Consider the following 15,976-nt stretch of genomic DNA (forward strand, 5'->3'; position numbering starts at 1 on the left):
GTAAGACGTCAACGAATGCAGGGATGCATCTGTTGGCGTTTTTTTGTATGCGAAAAGCAGAACACACTGTGACCAGTCACAGTCAGGAATTTTGAGTCCATTCCGTTAGGGATAGCTCATAGTCAACAAAAGTCTGTAATTCCCCATGCTGATCTGCCCAGGCATTCTTTCGTACCGCTATTTTACGGAAGCCGAGTTTCTCATACACATGCTGTGCTCTGGTGTTTTTAAGATTCGTATCCAGTATGATCTTGTGAAACCCCTGTGTTTCAAACAAATAACGGACCAGCATACCTAAACATTCTGTGCCTGCCCCTTTGTTTTGTTGATTGAAATCACAGATTTTAATCCCCATCTCCGCCACATGTCCAGAAACCGCACTGTAGCTCATTTCTCCTGCAGGAGCACCATCGATTTCCAGAATCAAACGTCCTTTCCGTTCAGAGTCTCTCCCGGTCTGCAATTGGGTTAACACCTCTTGTTCAGTAATTCCTAAGCCCTTAGGAAATCCGGCATGTGCCATGACTGCTCCGTCGTTCCACCAGCTGCATAACAGCTCTGCATCGGCTACAGTTGCATCCCGGATGACCAAGTTACCTTGTTGCATATACAATCTCTACACCTCCATGATTCCAAATGAGCGTAGCTTCATCGTAGCATGCCATGATTTCCGCGAGAATGGAGAGTATTGTTTTATACAAATTGTATTAGGTTTAAGAGTACTAGCAGCGATAGATTCAGCAAAAGCCCCAGTATAGATAATTTGTTCCGCTTAACAATTCCAAGCACGCTGATGCAAACAGCGAACAGCAGAAGGAAGTATACCAGATACAGGGAAGTGTCAGCGTAGAGTGCTAAGACCTTAGACCCAGCGGCATTCACAAACTCGCCCTCGTACAGATTCTTATACTTACGGTTAGCATAAATTAAAACACTGATGATACAAACGGAGGATAATAACACAGGAATAGCAGTTAGACCTCTTGTCTTTTTCTCAAATCTGCCTGCTGTAACGGACCATACTCCATAGATGACAAATCCCGCAAGCAGGCAGATGAAGTACATCTGATAGAACATCAGCCCTTCCTCACGGTCCCCGGTTCCGCCCCCATCCGGTCCTGAAGCATATAATAATAAGTTGGTTATGACCAGCATGAAATTTAGGAGTGCGTATTTAACGGCACTAATTCCTATTCCCTTAATTTCTAACATTCTTACCTCCGCTTAATTGTCTGATTCTCCCGTTGTGCTATTGTCACTTTTTTGTTATGAGCTATATTATTTGAATACCCTCTAACCAATATAATATATGCTTTTACATACTTCATCCCCCTTTAGACAAATTAATACTATACCTATTGACCAAGGGGAGATTCCGCTGAAAAGAAACCTGCGAGTCATTACCATCCTGCTAATTATCGCGCTTATAACAGACGGGCTTGCACCGGCTCCATGTACCGCAGCAGAACCGCCATCACATTTACAGAATCCGCAGGCTGACTCCAGAGAGCTGCAACTGCAAGACATGCTTGTGCTGCAATTGCTGCCCTATATGAATGATCGGTTGAAGACAGCTTATTTCAGTCTTTTGATCACAAGTCCTCAACTTTATCCGTATTTGGTTCAAGTGGAACACATAGAGCGGGTGAACGGTTTCCGCAGCTTTGGCTTTCGGATTACACTGAGGGCTTTCCCTACAGTCGGACCACATATCAGTGTGGGAGAGGATTTGTTCACTTATAGAATCTCATCTTCGCAAGTTGAGCTTGTAGAGTATAAGCATATAAAGGGACCGGAGGTACACGGTTTTCCGCCAAATTACCTGGATATGTTGAGAAAAGATACAAATGAAGCGGCTTTTTTTACAAACCTTCTGGAGTTGTGGCGCGTTAGCCTTTATAATATGACGAGAATATAGAATAAAGGAAAAGGTGTAACTTCATGAGCATATTAAATGTAGAAAAGCTTAGTCACGGCTTCGGCGACCGGGCCATCTTCACGGATGTCTCCTTCCGCCTGCTGAAGGGTGAGCATATCGGTCTGATCGGCGCTAACGGTGAGGGGAAATCGACCTTCATGAACATCATTACTGGTAAGCTTCAACCGGACGAAGGCAAGGTGGAGTGGGCGAAACGGATGCGCGCCGGGTATCTGGATCAGCATGCGGTGCTTCAGCAGGGGCAATCCATCCGGGATGTGCTGCGCGGGGCCTTCCAATATCTGTTCGATATGGAACAAGAGATGAACGACATGTACGGCAAGATGGGGGATGTGACCCCTGAGGAGCTGGAGCAGCTGCTGGAGGATGTCGGAACAATTCAGGACATGCTGACCAGCCAGGATTTCTATATGATCGATGCCAAAATCGATGAAACCGCGCGTGGACTCGGTCTGACCGACATCGGTCTGGACAAGGATGTTAACGATCTCAGCGGCGGTCAGCGGACCAAGGTCTTGCTGGCAAAGCTGCTGCTGGAGAAGCCCGACATTCTGCTGCTCGATGAGCCTACGAACTATCTGGATGAACAGCATATCAACTGGCTGAAGCGTTATCTGCTGGATTATGAGAATGCCTTCATTCTGATCTCCCATGACATTCCGTTCCTGAATAGCGTGATCAACCTGATCTACCATATGGAGAACCAGTCGCTGTCGCGTTATGTGGGCGATTATGAGTATTTCCAGCAGGTGTACGAAGCGAAGAAGTCACAGCTGGAATCCGCGTTCAAGCGCCAGCAGCAGGAGATTGCCGATCTGAAGGACTTCGTGGCCCGCAACAAGGCCAGCGTAGCTACCCGCAACATGGCGATGTCCCGGCAGAAGAAGCTGGATAAGATGGAGGTCATCGAGATTGCCAAGGAGAAGCCGAAGCCGCAGTTCAACTTCAAGCAGGGGCGGACCTCCGGCAAAATGGTTTTTGAGACCAAGGATCTGGTGATCGGGTATGATTCCCCATTGTCGCGTCCGCTGGAACTCAGCATGGAACGTGGGCAGAAGATTGCCCTCGTCGGTGCGAACGGTATCGGTAAAACCACGCTGCTGCGCAGCATTCTCGGCCAGATCCAGCCTATCTCGGGCACAGCCCGGCTTGGCGATCTGCTGGAGATCGGGTATTTCGAGCAGGAAATGAAGGAATCGAATTACAACACCTGTATCGAGGAGATCTGGAACGAATTCCCGTCTTACTCCCAATTTGAGATTCGTGCAGCGCTGGCGAAGTGCGGCCTGACCACCAAGCATATTGAGAGTAAAATTGCTGTCCTGAGCGGCGGCGAGAAGGCTAAGGTACGTCTCTGCAAGCTAATTAACCGGGAGAGCAATCTGCTGGTACTCGATGAGCCTACCAACCATCTCGACGTCGATGCGAAGGAAGAGCTGCAGCGTGCGCTCAAAGCCTATAAAGGCAGCATACTGCTGATCTCCCATGAGCCTGAATTCTACCGTGATATCGTGACCGATACCTGGAACTGTGAATCATGGACAACGAAAGTCTTCTAGAGAACCGGCAATAACGCCGGTGTAGAGCTTGACCCGTAGGAGGGGTACTTTGCAAAAAGTGACTCTTACGGGTCATTCGTATTACAGTGGAGTAAGAATGCAGGGGGATCATATGAACGTTGTGAATGAGGAGACAGTCGTGAAGCCATCCAAACGCAGTCTGGTCAATATCATTATTGACGGCATTTCTGGTATTTTTCTTCCCATAGTTAATATATTGAGCGCGGCAGGAATCATGAAGGGTCTGCTCGCAGGTGCGGTTGCGCTGGAGCTCATCAGCAAGACCGAAGGCACCTATACGGTGCTGAATGCCATGGCGGACAGCCTGTTCCATTACCTTCCGCTGCTGCTGGCGTTTACGGCAGCCCGTAAATTCGGGGCCAATCCTTTTACGGCGGTCGTTATAGGCGGGGTTATGCTATATCCCAGTCTGACTACACTATTTGCGAACAACGAAGTCATAGAGTTTATGGGCATGAGCATCAAGCCGGTGAATTATCCTGCAAGCGCTATTCCTATTATCCTGGCGGTAGGCCTGCTGGTCTACGTCGAGCGATTCTGTGTCAAAATACTACCGGAGGTCATCCGCGGCTTCTTCACTCCGCTGATCTCCGTGATCGTGGTATCGTCGGTGACGCTGCTGGTATTCGGACCGCTGGGGGCGCTGGCCGGTGACGCCCTGGCAGACGGGTACCGTACAGTGTATAATCTCAGTTCAGTCGGCGCCGGAATGGTGCTGGGGGCGATCATTCAGCCGATGGTCATCTTCGGCCTGCACTGGAGTCTGGTGCCGCTGGCGATCAACAACATCAGCACGGGTGGATCAGACACGATCCTCGCGCTGATGGGTCCCGCCGCCTTTGCCCAAGCGGGAGCAGCGCTGGCAGTATTCATCAAAGCCAAAGACAAGCAGTTCCGTACCCTAAGCTTGTCGGCATCGATATCGGCCTTGTTTGGTGTGACGGAGCCTGCAATGTTCGGGGTCAATCTGCCGCTGCGTAAGCCGATGATTATTGTTTGCTGCGCAGGCTCGATTGGCGGCGGGATGGTCGGGATGTTCGGCTCGTCCGCGATTTCATTCGCTTTTCCGGGACTGGCTACGCTGCCTGCTTATCTGGGGGACGGGTTCGGCGGCTTCCTGATCGCATGTGCCACCGGGTTCCTGATAGCCCTGATTGCAACGTTGTGCGTGAAGCTTGGACCGGAGCCAGTCGTCGAACCAATTGCCAAATCCTAGCTAAGGGGGGTTACACATGAGAGCGATTAGAAGAACCAAGGCGGTGGAAGGGACTTCCATTCCCGGAATCATCCATAACGGAGGAAGTTACTTCTATATTAATGTAGATGTGTACGAAGACGGCATGGTCAACTGCTGGGAGCTTACAGATCTTAAGGGCTTATCCGGCAAAATAAATTCAGGCTGGTTAACGCCGGCCGTCCCCTCCGGGAAGCAGCTGTCCATTCATGGACTGGGTGCGTATACGGTAGAGTCGGCAAAGTGGACTTACAACGCTGCAAGCTATTACCAGCATATTCAGGAAACAGTGAGCCTGCTGAACCCGGACCATACGAATATCTATGAGATTTCGGACCGGGAGCAGGAGCAGAGTGAAGCGCGCCGAATTGCGCATTCACCTTCCTCTACGGAATTCTATGTCAACAGCGAAATGTTCTACCAGACGACGGAGGGCAAAAGTGTCCATCTGTTCATGAAGAATAGCGGCGCAGTATACCTGGTCGATGTTGTGATATACAAGGACGGAAAGGTAGCGGTCTATAACCTGCCTGCTGACGCAGAATATACGCTGGAGGAGCTGGACGCGCTTGTTGCAGATAAGACCTTCTTCACGACAATGGATACTCCTGTAAAGGTACATATTCTGCAATTGGGCGAAGTTACATTAGGCGAAGCCCTATACTCTGCCGATGCACAGGAGAAGCTCAAAGAGCTGCATAACCTCCACAAGCAGCTGAACGGCGAGCAAACGGCGCATGAAGCGTGCCGGGCTGCCTATTATGCATATCTGGAGAATCCGAGTGATTACTATAGAGAGCAGCTTAGAATCAAATATGAGCTTGTGCCGGAGCATGAACGGATGTATCTGGGCGATATGGACACGAAGGACTGGGACTACCAGCGAATTCTGTATCATCCTGAACAGACGCGGGAAGTGTAAACGGGGCAGGATTTTCTACGCGTTGGATGCTATACTACTATAAGTGTTGAAGTGAAAAGATAGAGGGTGGCAGGATGGAGACAATCAGCTTTCATTATGGACGGCATATTTCCAAGGTGGCGCGGGCATTATATTTCCACTCGTGGAAATCTATACTATCGATTGGCGTTCAAGCGGTATTTATAGCGGTGTGCATGATTCTGTATACTCAGAACCAGTCGGTCATTTTGCTCGGCATATCGATTACGCTGGTTCTGACCATGGGAATGTCAATCGTGATGCGAACCTTGCTTTTACCGAAGATATTGTCGGCAGATACAAGGTACAATAAGGAATTTGAATATCTTTTCGATGCAGAGGGGATCAATTTCAGTCCGGAGAAGGACGCGTCCGTCATGACCTGGGGCTCTTTCACCCGGGTATGGGAGAACCAGAGCTACTATCTGCTGTTCCATGGGCCACAGGAGTATTGGTTCGTTGCTAAGCAATCGTTCGAGGATGCCGCACAGGAGCATAAATTCAGAGCGTATGTGTCAGATCACCGCAAGATTGTCAGTGGCGTGATTTGGTGACAAAAAAGAAGGACATGCTACCCGCGCATGTCCTTTTCTGTATCCGGGAGCGGATGATTAGCCGCAGCTACACCCGCCAAAAGCTTGTGCAATCTGCCTTGTCGGCAATATTGTACTCGATTAACTGTCTAAGCAGGCCGTAATCCACCGGATTCGTCCATTTCATGCGGATCAGCAGCTTGGTGTGATCTATTCCGCCTTGCTTCAGGACTTCCTCGAAATGATCCATGCCCGCTTTTTCCGGGGCGACAGCCATATGCCCTTTGGCTACACTGAAGCCGATAATGTATGTTCCGTGATCGGTGAACATCGGCTGGTTCCAGCCAATTCTCGGTTCGAGCTGCGGGAACTCCTGCAACACCCAGGTGAGTACTTCCTCGACCGTTGCCTGATGGACCGGATTATCGATCTTCGCCAGATACTCTGCAAACACATCCATGGTTCGTCCTCCTGATCTATGTCAGCCCTCATGCCCTCCATAATATCTTGTAGCCGCAGGATAGTCAAAAATTTTAATGAATAAATTGGATTAACCATCACAATGGGAGGTGTTGAATGGTGAAGGAGTAGGGCTCCCTTCCTCATTCCAGCATTTCCCTGTATGATAGAAGAAGCTTGTTGTTCTTCAAAATAAATGAGAATGGGGTTATGGGATGGAGGAGAGGATCGGGTTCAAAGGCAAACGTCCTGCTGAGTTGCCGGCCACTATAAGCGTGGTTGCCCTTATGTTATTCTGGATAAGCTTTTTCCTTCGGGTCGATAAAACGACTCTGTTGGAGCAGATTGTGACCTATCTCGTCATCGGAATTGCAATAGCCGTTGCAGGGATTATGGTATATCGTTTGTTTACCTTTAGCAGGGCGTTTAACATAGAGATTAAGCCGGAAGCCCTGCAGATCAAGAATATAGAGATTGAAGCCTCTACTATCAAGTGTATTTTCATCAAAGGCTACTTGCTGCCCGTGATCGCAGTAAAGCCCAGAGCCAATCTGCTGGTTACTTATAAATACTGTTTTCGATTCCCCGAGCAGGAAGATCAAGGGATAAAGTTGCTAACGGAATGGGCGGAGCGGCACCAGATCGAAGTGGTACATAAGAAGTTTGTGAGATGGCTGTAGTTAACTAAGGGATGGAGAATAGGAGGAACTAATCAATGAAAGTCTCCGGATTCAGTCACATCACACTCCAGGTACGCGACCTTCAGGCTTCATTGGAATTCTATCAGGGTATTCTGGGGATGAACGTTAGACATCATGGTCGAATAGATGCCTATTTGGAGTGGGGCAGCGCTTGGATCTGTCTGCTTGAACGAATGGTTACCAAGGAGCCTTTAGGCGAATACGCCGGGATGGATCATGTAGCTTTTTATATCGCAGAGGATGATTTCAATGAAGCTGTCGGCATCTTGCAGAAGCATCACGTTGAGATCGTCAGAGGACCTGTTCAGCGGGGAACCGGCTGGTCGGTGAATTTCCTGGACCCGGATGGAATTCAGCTGGAGCTGCATACTTCCACTCTGGATGAACGGATGCAGGTCTGGCGTTAGGCGGAGTGGGGTCAATATAATAATCAGAAGCGGGGATGCGGGATGAATAAACCTTTTCATGAAATGCTGACGTCGGAAAATGAGCTCAGAGAGCTTCTGGGCTATCCGAGTGAAGTAGTGAAGCGAAAATCGATCCATCAGCTGGATCATCACTGCCGTGATTATATAGCGATGTCCCCTCTATTATTCCTGTCTACGGCAGATGAACACGGCTCATGCGATGTCTCTCCGCGCGGGGATGCGCCCGGTTCGGTGCTGGTGCTGGATGAAGGGCATCTGGTCATTCCTGAACGTCCGGGGAACCGCAGATTGGACTCTTTGCTGAATATCCTGGCTAATCCGCATATCGGCCTGATTTTTATTATCCCGGGGCTTGAAGAGACACTGCGGGTTAACGGGCAAGCCTATATCATTAAGGATGAGCCTATCCTGGATCGGATGCGAGCCCGAGGCAAGCGGCCTGCGCTGGGAATCGGGGTGAAGGTTGAGGAATGTTATATGCATTGTGCCAAGGCCTTCAAAAGATCGCAGGTCTGGGACTCCGGCACCTGGCCTGCTGAAGCTTTGCTCCCGTCTGCTCCGGCCATCATCGCCGCTCATGTGAATGCAGCGGAGTTCACGGAGGAAGTGGTGCGGCGAGGTATAGAGGAGAGCTACGAGAAGCGGCTGTATTAAGTAGGGGAGTGAATAACGGGGATGGATACAGAGAGGCTGATACGGATTTTTGACAGGCAGGCCACGGATTATGACCGTAAAAGAGATGATCCGAAGCAGCGGCGCTGGCGCCAGAAGCTAATCGGTTCTGCGAAGGGTGAGGTGCTGGAGCTTGCCGTCGGAGCCGGGGCGAACTTCCCGTTCTATCCTAAAGGCGTCAAGATCACGGCTGTGGACTTCAGCGGAGCCATGGTTGAGAAGGCCAGACGGGCCGCCGGACAGTACAGACTGGAAGCCGATTGTATATGTGCAGATATCGAAGACATGAGCTTTGCCGCGCATTCGTTCGATACGATTGTCTCCACGCTGTCCTTATGCAGCTATAAGAACCCGCTGAACCTGTTGGTGAAGCTGAACCGCTGGTGTAAGCCGGACGGCACCATCCTCCTCCTGGAGCATGGAATTGGTTCTAACCTCTTGGTCACTACACTGCAACGGGCGCTGAATCCGCTCCTGTACCGCATCTATGGATGCCATCAGACCCGGGATATTCTCGGACTGGTCCGGGAGTCGGGGATGCAGATCACTAGAGTGGAGAGCTATTCGCTGAATATGGTGCATTTGATCTGGGCGGGACCTGAGGAACAACAACTATGATCTGAAGGTGAGGGGAATGCGAAATGGATAGTATTATTTTTGATCTGGACGGTACGTTATGGGACCCGACGGAGACTGTAGTGGGTGGATGGAATCAAGTGATTAGCAGCTATACGGGAGCAGCCAAAGAGGTAACGATAGACAATTTACAAGGCATTATGGGGCTGCCGGTGCCGGAGGTTGGCCGAAGGCTGTTTCCTGATGCAGATGAGGAGAGCCGACAGAAGATTATGGATGAATGTTGTGATATGGAGTGTCTCGTTCTGTCGCAGCAAGGCGGAAGGTTGTATGCTCGGGTAGAAGAGGTGCTTCAGGCATTATCGGCTAAATATAAGCTGTTCATCGTAAGCAACTGCCAGGCGGGGTACATCGAGGCTTTTTATGAATATCATCAATTGCAGAAGTATTTCACAGACTACGAGAATCCGGGGAGAACCGGACTATCTAAGGGAGAGAACATCAGGCTGGTCATGGACCGCAATCATCTGATGAGTCCTGTCTATGTGGGCGATATCGAAGGGGATAGGAAGGCGGCAGAGTTCGCAGGGATTCCTTTTGTATACGCGAGTTATGGATTCGGCGAAGTGAGCAGTTATGATTATGTGATCGACCGGCTGGACGGGCTGCTGGAATTGTTCTGAAGCGGCCCTTGGATAAAGGTGGATCTCTTCCTGCAAAAGCTGGAGTTGTCTTACAGCCATCTCATGGCTTTGAAGACAACTCCTTATTCAATTCAGGCGATAATGCGGCGGATACGCAGGGGATAGCGTACCAGTGGTACGGTTGGCTCAGACGGCCGTCCAGCCCCCGTCCACATATAGCGTCTGGCCTGTCGTGTAGCTGGAAGCATCCGAGGCGAAGTAGAGGACAGCGCCGTTCAATTCATCGGGGTTGCCGGGCCGGCCCATGGGGCATAGCGTATTATACTGCTCCAGAAATTGGTCCTGGTAGAGCGCGCGGGTCATCCGGCTGGGGAACAGGCTGGGTCCGATCGCATTCACCGTGATTCCGTAAGGAGCGAGGGTCGCGCCCATGCCGCGGGTCAGATTCACGACTGCGCCTTTGGAGGCATTATAGGCATGCAGGGCGGCTAGCTTGCTGCCCTTCACACCGCAGATGGAAGCAAGGTTGATAATGCGGCCCGCCTTGCGTTCCTTCATGGCCGGGATCACAGCTTTGGACATGAGATAAATACTCTTCACATTGGTATCCATCACCCGGTCCCATTCCGCTTCCGACAGTTCCTCGACAGAGCCTGCGGAGGCAACTCCGGCATTATTCACCAGGATATCTATCCGTCCGAAATGCTCCAGAATGCTTGCTACTGCCGCTTCAATCTCCGTACCTCGGGTTATGTCACATTGGAGCGGCAGCGCCTGGCGTCCATGGGCTTCAATCTGTTGCAGCGCCTGTGCAAGCTCGTCCACTCTTACATCCAGCAGGGCAACATCCGCCCCTTGCCCGGCCAGAGCTTGAGCCAATTCTCCCCCTATTCCCCCGGCTGCGCCCGTCACCACCGCCACTTTTCCGCTCAAATCAAATGAATTTCTCATCGGCGCACCTCCATTAATTCCACCAATCCCAGCGCAAGTTGGAGTAGGGAAGGAACTGTTCAGGATCTACAGCCGTCAGGACCTCACCGCGTTCAAGGACGGTATTGCTGACCGTGTAGATGCCGCCCAGCATACGGACGACTTCCAGCTCGGCCCAGGGGTCATGCGGAGAGTCATGCAGGTGAATCTCTACTTCTGCCGCTGTGTGCACGCTGACATCCATAGAGGCTGTCTGTCGGATCAGCAGCGGTCCAAGATCGAATCCGCGGCCATCCGGTGACTTGGAATACTTCATGTTGAAGACAGGCAGGCCACCGCCGTAATGCTCGGAGATGATGCGCTGTCCGTTCCCGGCATTCATTTTCCCGCTAAGCGCAGCCTCTACATGGAAGAATTCTGTACCCCGCCGGGATACGCTGCCTGCTATATGGTGATCCTCCTTCTGGAGACTGATGTCGGCCATCTTCTTCGGGAATCCATAAATCTCACGCCCCAGGCCCATAGCGATATCATCGCTGATCGGCATGGACAGGCAGTAGGTGCCCGGTTGCCCGTTGTAGGCTGCCAGGACGAAGACCGCGGCTTCACGGTAAGGCTCGCAGAAGCTGGTTCGGGGATAGTTAGCAACAAAAGCGTGCACAAGCGGTCTTGGACCCGGCGTAAGCGGGGCGGGCAGAATGCTGCGGATCACTTCGGGCGAAGTCTCCCAATAGACTGTAAGTGTCTCGGCATTATAGAAGGTCGTAGGTGTATTGATTCTTTTGGTAATCTCATTCACATCTTTTACGAAGCTGCTCATCTGAATCTCCTCCTGTGTTATAGGGTCACGAATAATGTAACATGACTATTCCGGTGATTATATATATGGAAAATATAAAAATAAATGGGAATCTTGTGCGCGGCGCACTATAATAATCAAGGGGGGAGAGCGATGAATGTAACCTTTGAACAGATTAGCAGACAATTTAGAAAGCAAGCCCTACATATCCAGTGGAACAAAGCAATAACGACAGCATATTCAGATACGATGCTGATTACGAAGAGCCTGACGCATTTTGCCCCTGAATTTATCTATGTAGGCTACCGGTCCGGATTACCGGATCACGCAGAAGGGTTGGAGCAGGCCAGCCTGATGCTGATTAATGATACTGTGGAGCCAGCTTCAGGCCAGCATCAGCAGATGTATAGCAGACAGAACCGTATGGAATTCGGGGCAGGGGAAGATGTATTCGAGCTCTATAATCGGACCCGGGAGCTGTTTCTGGAAGAGGCTGAACGGGAGCAGGCCAAGGGCAGAATGCTTGAGGCCTGTGTCGCCGGCAAAGGACTGGATGTAATCGTCTGTGCTGCGGCAGAGCTGCTGGGCAATCCGGTGATTATCATCGATGTAAGCTATAAGGTTCTGGCTTCTTCGGATTGTAGCGGGATTACCGATCTCATCTGGAGCGATAATCTGCACAAAGGCTACTGTTCCTATGATTTCATAGCTGCCGTCCACCAACTGAAGAGTGTGCAGACCGGCATAGAGTCGCTGGAGGCTTATGAAGTGGAATGCAGCGGAAGCCAGGTGACCAAGCTGGTCGCCAAGATTAGGATCGGCAGCAAGCCTGTCGGGAATGTGATTGTGCTGGGCGACACACGCCCGATTGAGCGGAGGGATCATGAGCTGGCGGGTTTTACGGCCGGGCTGGTGGCGGCGGAGCTGGCTAAGAACAGCTTTTACAGGAATTCAAGCCAGGCGGAATATGAAGAGCTGATCTATGAATTGCTGGAGAATGGGGAGAACCGTTCACAACTAATTCAGGAGAGCCTGCGGAGCGGAGTGCATCTGCCTAAGGGCAGATTGTCTATTCTGGTGCTGGAGCTTGCGGGGTACGATGCCTCTGCTTCCGGCAAACAGACTGGTTATTTAAGGGATCAGCTGCACTTGCATTTCGGGGAGGAGCGGCTGATCTTTTACCATGAGTATATTGTGGGGGTCAGTGAGGGTGATACTGCATCGTCCAGGTCAAGAGAGTATGATCCAAGCTTGCGGGAATTTCTCGTCAGCCATCAGATCCGTCTGGGGATCAGCCGGGAATTCACCGACCTTACAGACTGCCGCAAATATTATCTGCAGGCGCTCAAGGCACTGGAGATCGGGCGGATCGTCTGGCCTGCGGAACCGCGCATCTTGTATGCTGATGTGCAGCTGTATGATCTGTTGTCCCCGCATGCGCAGCATGATTCCCGGGATGTCACCCATCCGGCGCTTACGGTCCTGCGTGTATTCGATGAGAAGCATCATGCCGACTTGTATCATACCCTCTATTGCTATTTGAAGAACAACCAGCAGCTGCAAAAAACCGCCGACGAACTATTCGTCCACCGCAACACCCTGCGGTACCGTTTACGCCAGATCGACGAACTGATTCAGCTTGATTTGCGCCAGATCGATCAGGTACTGAGGCTATATATGTCCTATCAAATGACAGAGTATCTGGAAAAGCTCAATGGGGGAGGGAGCCCTTGTTGCTCTTGATTTGTTATTTGGCAGCAGCTGCGTTCTCCCGCATTAGCTTCATACACACCTGAGGCTCTTCCTCCACTTCCCTGCAAGGCTCACACACCTCAAACCCAAACTTTCGCACAGTTGCCATCGAAGCAGCGTTATGCGGATGAGTCAGGATATAGATAGAGTCCACATCAAGCTGTGTGAAGCACGTGTCGAGAAGTACGGGCAGGGCCTCCGACATATAACCTTGCCCCCAATAGTCCTTCCAGATGTCATAACCGATCTCCACCTGCTTCCGCTCAGCGTCCCAATAATGATATCCGCAGGTGCCAATGAAGGAACCGGTCTCCCGGTCAAACATCCCATAGCGGTGATGGCCTTTGCCTTCAGGTTGGGCGTAATGCTCAATAATCTCCACAGCTTCGTTATAATCGCAGGGCGGCTCACTGAAGTATCTGCACATGTCCGGGTCCGAGAATTGCTTGTAGACGGCATCGGTGTCGTTCTGATTCAGCAGACGGAAATGCAGACGGCCCGTTGTAAAAGGTTCGGATAAGTTCATTGATGATTCTCCTATTCATGGGCAATATTTCATACTATTATTATGCGATCATATAATCGGGTTGTCTATAACCGTGAACCCGGTTGTTAATGTATGGTAAAATATAAGCACTACGTCTATTTATTGAAGGGGTGTGCCTATGAAGCCGAAGAGATTAACCAAAAACCTGGCAGCCGCGCTTGCCTCCGCACTGTTATTGACTAGCACCGGAATTACCGTTCTTAGCGCTTTCCCGCAGAAGATCGAGGCAGCGGCGGTGAAGCCTACAACAGCTTTCGCTTTATTTGAACAGAGGTTGCAAAAGCCTTCGTCCCTTGGCCTGGCCCAAGCCACGCTGGTCAACCGGATCGGCCAGATGACGCAGCTCGAAGCGAATCTGGCTGTGCTGCATCTGGAGAATGCACTGAAGGCTTACCTGCCTACGGCAACCAAACGTATGAATGCGCCTGTCGTTCAACTGAATATCAAGAACATCTATACGCCCGGGATGCCAATGGCGCTGGCACGCTCCAAGGTGAGACAGGCCGAGGTCCGTGTGGTCCTCCAAGACCTGGAGGGGATGGGCTACAAGCTGGTGCAGGATGGCGGATTCATGCCCGGTCTTCCTTATAAGAGCTTCAAAGTTTTCAAACCTTATGTCAGTAAGGATCTGCAGGTCTATATTGACTTAATGGCGACAGAGTCGGAGCAGCCGATGGCGGCAGGCGAAAGGTTGATGGTGGACTGGTACCAGATCATAGAGCGGGCTGTGCAATACGAGGATTTTGTGCAGACGTATAAGACCTCTAACCGTGCTGCGGCCATGACAGAAGCGCTGGAACGGGCCAAGCGGATTGTGTTCAACGGCACAACCAAGACACCGCTGTTCGACAAGAAGACCCAGGTCATTCTTGAAAAGGCAGCCATCGCTTATGAGAATACACTGTCGGAGGCAGGCCCCGAGAGAATCGAGGGCAGCAGACTGCTGACTCAGCTGGATGATTTCCTGCTGCTTGTAGAGAAGAACGGGGATAAGCGGACGCAGGCCGTTATTGATTATCTGAATGCTTTATGAGTCTGAAGTAGGGATGAGTGTAAACAGCGAAGAAACCGGGCTAATCTCGAAGCAGCCCGGTTCTTTTGCGTGCATATTAGGGGCGGGAAGACCCGCAAGGCATATCTTCCTATAGGCCGAAAGCGTCATAAATCACAGAAAAGGAAAACGATTACAATTATAATGTAAGCGTTATCTAATGATCGTGTTCATTTATACGCAAAGGGAGGAAGACGGCTTGAGTACCCATAAGATTTCCTTTAACATGCTTGTCTTTATCGGTTTTAGCCTTCAGTATGCATTGATGCATCTCTTATCTGCAGGTGAGGTGATTGTGATTTCATCCGCTGAGCTTATCCTTTATATGGTGCTTACCTTTGCCGGGCTCGGCAGATTCTTTCGGCGCAGAAGGCGGCTTCTGAACGAGAGGGGCTGCGGAAGCACCGGACTTTTTTTCAGCGTGTTATGGACGGTGTCACTCTGCTCCCAGTTCCGTAAGGAGAACTACCCGGATGCGCTGACCATTATTAATTCGCTAGGCGTGTCAGCGGCTGGACTGATTCTGCTTACTGAGATTGTGATTCTGTTCAAGGTGTAAGCCAGCTGTACATGAAGAACCCTCTGTCCTTAACCAAGGATAGGGGGTTCTTCATGTAACAACCAATGGAATTAATAGATATAACCATGCTCTATCAAGTAGGCAAGAATGAGCTCCGTGGATTGATCCTCGCTATGAAGCTCATTATCCACAATAAGCTCGGGCTGGAGAGGTTCCTCATAGGGGGCAGTCAGGCCGGTAAAATGCGGAATCTCTCCGGAAAGCGCTTTGCGGTATAAGCCTTTGACATCCCTTCTTGCACATTCCTCGAAGGAGCATTTGACGTAGATTTCTACGAAAGGTTGGATGCTCTGCCGGATTTGCGCCCTCATGTCCCGGTATGGGGAGATGAAGGAAGCCAGGACGACGATATCATTCCGGGTCAGGAACTGCGCCAGATAAGCTGCGGTTCTTACATTCAGAGACCGGTCTTCTTTGGAGAAGCCTAACCCCTGGAACAGTTGATTCCTCAAGACATCACCGTCGAGCAGTTCGGTCCTCACGTTCATATGCTGCAATCTCTGATTCAGGCAGCGGCAGAGCGTGGTTTTTCCAGAGCCGGACAGGCCGGTGAACCACAGTGTTACCCCCGTATGCAATGTGCAGCACCACCTTCCATTTCAAACAATTAG

At 50.8% G+C, this 15,976-nt stretch carries 20 protein-coding genes; 13 read left to right on the forward strand and 7 right to left on the reverse strand.

Translation table 11 applies throughout. The features are described 5' to 3' along the window. Positions 1-82 precede the first annotated feature (82 nt). Together MKY64_RS07300 and MKY64_RS07305 are read right to left on the reverse strand one after the other, a co-directional pair. The gene (locus MKY64_RS07300) at positions 83-607 is read right to left on the reverse strand and encodes a GNAT family N-acetyltransferase (RefSeq protein WP_340958033.1); all 525 of its coding nucleotides are present in this window, start codon (positions 605-607) and stop codon (positions 83-85) included. An 86-nt stretch (positions 608-693) separates the two neighbouring features. Continuing rightward, positions 694-1,212, reverse strand: coding sequence for a hypothetical protein (locus tag MKY64_RS07305; RefSeq protein ID WP_340951885.1), 519 nt, complete (start codon positions 1,210-1,212; stop codon positions 694-696). 313 nt (positions 1,213-1,525) lie between these two features. Here MKY64_RS07305 and MKY64_RS07310 point away from each other — a divergent pair, with 313 nt between their 5' ends. The 5 genes from MKY64_RS07310 to MKY64_RS07330 all read left to right on the forward strand — a co-directional run bounded on the left by MKY64_RS07310 (position 1,526) and on the right by MKY64_RS07330 (position 6,247). Next, entirely contained in the window at positions 1,526-1,918 is a 393-nt protein-coding gene (locus MKY64_RS07310) for a DUF3888 domain-containing protein (protein ID WP_340958034.1), read from the forward strand. A 23-nt stretch (positions 1,919-1,941) separates the two neighbouring features. Next, positions 1,942-3,498, forward strand: a complete 1,557-nt coding sequence (locus MKY64_RS07315) for an ABC-F family ATP-binding cassette domain-containing protein (RefSeq protein ID WP_339310254.1) — start codon at positions 1,942-1,944, stop codon at positions 3,496-3,498. 58 nt (positions 3,499-3,556) lie between these two features. Next, the gene (locus tag MKY64_RS07320) at positions 3,557-4,735 is read left to right on the forward strand and encodes a PTS transporter subunit EIIC (protein WP_340958035.1); all 1,179 of its coding nucleotides are present in this window, start codon (positions 3,557-3,559) and stop codon (positions 4,733-4,735) included. A gap of 16 nt (positions 4,736-4,751) precedes the next feature. Then, a complete protein-coding gene (locus MKY64_RS07325) occupies positions 4,752-5,675 on the forward strand; it encodes a DUF7638 domain-containing protein (RefSeq protein WP_340951888.1) in 924 nt (307 codons plus the stop codon). Between the two features lie 74 nt (positions 5,676-5,749). Then, positions 5,750-6,247 (forward strand): YcxB family protein, encoded by a 498-nt coding sequence (locus MKY64_RS07330; RefSeq protein WP_173132894.1) that lies wholly within the window; start codon positions 5,750-5,752, stop codon positions 6,245-6,247. 67 nt (positions 6,248-6,314) lie between these two features. Here MKY64_RS07330 and MKY64_RS07335 read toward each other — a convergent pair whose 3' ends face one another. After that, positions 6,315-6,686: an iron chaperone gene (locus tag MKY64_RS07335; RefSeq protein WP_340951893.1), complete on the reverse strand. Its 372-nt coding sequence runs from the start codon at positions 6,684-6,686 to the stop codon at positions 6,315-6,317. 214 nt (positions 6,687-6,900) lie between these two features. On the opposite strand from MKY64_RS07335, the gene MKY64_RS07340 reads away from it, so the two are divergent. Genes MKY64_RS07340 through MKY64_RS07360 form a run of 5 tightly spaced genes read left to right on the forward strand, consistent with a single transcriptional unit; the run spans position 6,901 to position 9,745 of the window. Next, positions 6,901-7,365 carry a hypothetical protein gene (locus tag MKY64_RS07340; protein ID WP_340951894.1) on the forward strand — a complete coding sequence of 155 codons (465 nt, stop codon included), beginning with the start codon at positions 6,901-6,903 and terminating at the stop codon, positions 7,363-7,365. Positions 7,366-7,400: 35 nt separating this feature from the next. After that, a complete protein-coding gene (locus MKY64_RS07345) occupies positions 7,401-7,793 on the forward strand; it encodes a VOC family protein (protein ID WP_340951896.1) in 393 nt (130 codons plus the stop codon). Positions 7,794-7,835: 42 nt separating this feature from the next. Next, complete coding sequence (locus MKY64_RS07350) at positions 7,836-8,468, forward strand: pyridoxamine 5'-phosphate oxidase family protein (protein ID WP_076086074.1); 633 nt, start codon at positions 7,836-7,838, stop codon at positions 8,466-8,468. A 21-nt stretch (positions 8,469-8,489) separates the two neighbouring features. Further along, positions 8,490-9,104 (forward strand): class I SAM-dependent methyltransferase, encoded by a 615-nt coding sequence (locus MKY64_RS07355; protein ID WP_209869629.1) that lies wholly within the window; start codon positions 8,490-8,492, stop codon positions 9,102-9,104. A 23-nt stretch (positions 9,105-9,127) separates the two neighbouring features. Next, complete coding sequence (locus MKY64_RS07360) at positions 9,128-9,745, forward strand: HAD family hydrolase (RefSeq protein WP_340951899.1); 618 nt, start codon at positions 9,128-9,130, stop codon at positions 9,743-9,745. A 147-nt stretch (positions 9,746-9,892) separates the two neighbouring features. On the opposite strand, the gene MKY64_RS07365 is transcribed toward MKY64_RS07360, so the two are convergent. Both MKY64_RS07365 and MKY64_RS07370 read right to left on the reverse strand, forming a co-directional pair. After that, positions 9,893-10,657 (reverse strand): SDR family NAD(P)-dependent oxidoreductase, encoded by a 765-nt coding sequence (locus MKY64_RS07365; protein ID WP_340951900.1) that lies wholly within the window; start codon positions 10,655-10,657, stop codon positions 9,893-9,895. A gap of 13 nt (positions 10,658-10,670) precedes the next feature. Next, positions 10,671-11,456 (reverse strand): acetoacetate decarboxylase family protein, encoded by a 786-nt coding sequence (locus tag MKY64_RS07370; RefSeq protein ID WP_340951902.1) that lies wholly within the window; start codon positions 11,454-11,456, stop codon positions 10,671-10,673. A 132-nt stretch (positions 11,457-11,588) separates the two neighbouring features. Here MKY64_RS07370 and MKY64_RS07375 point away from each other — a divergent pair, with 132 nt between their 5' ends. Continuing rightward, positions 11,589-13,178: a PucR family transcriptional regulator gene (locus tag MKY64_RS07375; RefSeq protein WP_340951904.1), complete on the forward strand. Its 1,590-nt coding sequence runs from the start codon at positions 11,589-11,591 to the stop codon at positions 13,176-13,178. A 4-nt stretch (positions 13,179-13,182) separates the two neighbouring features. Here MKY64_RS07375 and MKY64_RS07380 read toward each other — a convergent pair whose 3' ends face one another. Next, positions 13,183-13,713, reverse strand: a complete 531-nt coding sequence (locus tag MKY64_RS07380; protein ID WP_340951906.1) for a GNAT family N-acetyltransferase — start codon at positions 13,711-13,713, stop codon at positions 13,183-13,185. 139 nt (positions 13,714-13,852) lie between these two features. Between MKY64_RS07380 and MKY64_RS07385 the strand changes: the two genes are divergently transcribed. Both MKY64_RS07385 and MKY64_RS07390 read left to right on the forward strand, forming a co-directional pair. Further along, on the forward strand, positions 13,853-14,767 hold the full coding sequence (locus MKY64_RS07385; RefSeq protein WP_340951907.1) for a hypothetical protein: 915 nt from the start codon (positions 13,853-13,855) through the stop codon (positions 14,765-14,767). A 217-nt stretch (positions 14,768-14,984) separates the two neighbouring features. Continuing rightward, a complete protein-coding gene (locus MKY64_RS07390) occupies positions 14,985-15,344 on the forward strand; it encodes a hypothetical protein (RefSeq protein WP_155991701.1) in 360 nt (119 codons plus the stop codon). A gap of 71 nt (positions 15,345-15,415) precedes the next feature. Here the strand turns inward: MKY64_RS07390 and cysC are convergent, their stop codons facing one another. Then, complete coding sequence (gene cysC / locus MKY64_RS07395; protein WP_340951915.1) at positions 15,416-15,943, reverse strand: adenylyl-sulfate kinase; 528 nt, start codon at positions 15,941-15,943, stop codon at positions 15,416-15,418. Between the last annotated feature and the right edge of the window lie 33 nt (positions 15,944-15,976).

This window comes from Paenibacillus sp. FSL R7-0210, assembly GCF_038009085.1.
Classification (GTDB): Bacteria; Bacillota; Bacilli; order Paenibacillales; family Paenibacillaceae; genus Paenibacillus_AQ; species Paenibacillus_AQ silagei.

Coding starts and splice junctions, on each gene's coding strand:
- MKY64_RS07300 (WP_340958033.1), bottom strand. CDS start 607: ATGCAACAAGGTAACTTGGTCATCCGGGATGCAACTGTAGCCGATGCA.
- MKY64_RS07305 (WP_340951885.1), bottom strand. CDS start 1,212: ATGTTAGAAATTAAGGGAATAGGAATTAGTGCCGTTAAATACGCACTC.
- MKY64_RS07310 (WP_340958034.1), top strand. CDS start 1,526: ATGCTTGTGCTGCAATTGCTGCCCTATATGAATGATCGGTTGAAGACA.
- MKY64_RS07315 (WP_339310254.1), top strand. CDS start 1,942: ATGAGCATATTAAATGTAGAAAAGCTTAGTCACGGCTTCGGCGACCGG.
- MKY64_RS07325 (WP_340951888.1), top strand. CDS start 4,752: ATGAGAGCGATTAGAAGAACCAAGGCGGTGGAAGGGACTTCCATTCCC.
- MKY64_RS07330 (WP_173132894.1), top strand. CDS start 5,750: ATGGAGACAATCAGCTTTCATTATGGACGGCATATTTCCAAGGTGGCG.
- MKY64_RS07335 (WP_340951893.1), bottom strand. CDS start 6,686: ATGGATGTGTTTGCAGAGTATCTGGCGAAGATCGATAATCCGGTCCAT.
- MKY64_RS07340 (WP_340951894.1), top strand. CDS start 6,901: ATGGAGGAGAGGATCGGGTTCAAAGGCAAACGTCCTGCTGAGTTGCCG.
- MKY64_RS07345 (WP_340951896.1), top strand. CDS start 7,401: ATGAAAGTCTCCGGATTCAGTCACATCACACTCCAGGTACGCGACCTT.
- MKY64_RS07350 (WP_076086074.1), top strand. CDS start 7,836: ATGAATAAACCTTTTCATGAAATGCTGACGTCGGAAAATGAGCTCAGA.
- MKY64_RS07355 (WP_209869629.1), top strand. CDS start 8,490: ATGGATACAGAGAGGCTGATACGGATTTTTGACAGGCAGGCCACGGAT.
- MKY64_RS07360 (WP_340951899.1), top strand. CDS start 9,128: ATGGATAGTATTATTTTTGATCTGGACGGTACGTTATGGGACCCGACG.
- MKY64_RS07365 (WP_340951900.1), bottom strand. CDS start 10,657: ATGAGAAATTCATTTGATTTGAGCGGAAAAGTGGCGGTGGTGACGGGC.
- MKY64_RS07370 (WP_340951902.1), bottom strand. CDS start 11,456: ATGAGCAGCTTCGTAAAAGATGTGAATGAGATTACCAAAAGAATCAAT.
- MKY64_RS07375 (WP_340951904.1), top strand. CDS start 11,589: ATGAATGTAACCTTTGAACAGATTAGCAGACAATTTAGAAAGCAAGCC.
- MKY64_RS07380 (WP_340951906.1), bottom strand. CDS start 13,713: ATGAACTTATCCGAACCTTTTACAACGGGCCGTCTGCATTTCCGTCTG.
- MKY64_RS07385 (WP_340951907.1), top strand. CDS start 13,853: ATGAAGCCGAAGAGATTAACCAAAAACCTGGCAGCCGCGCTTGCCTCC.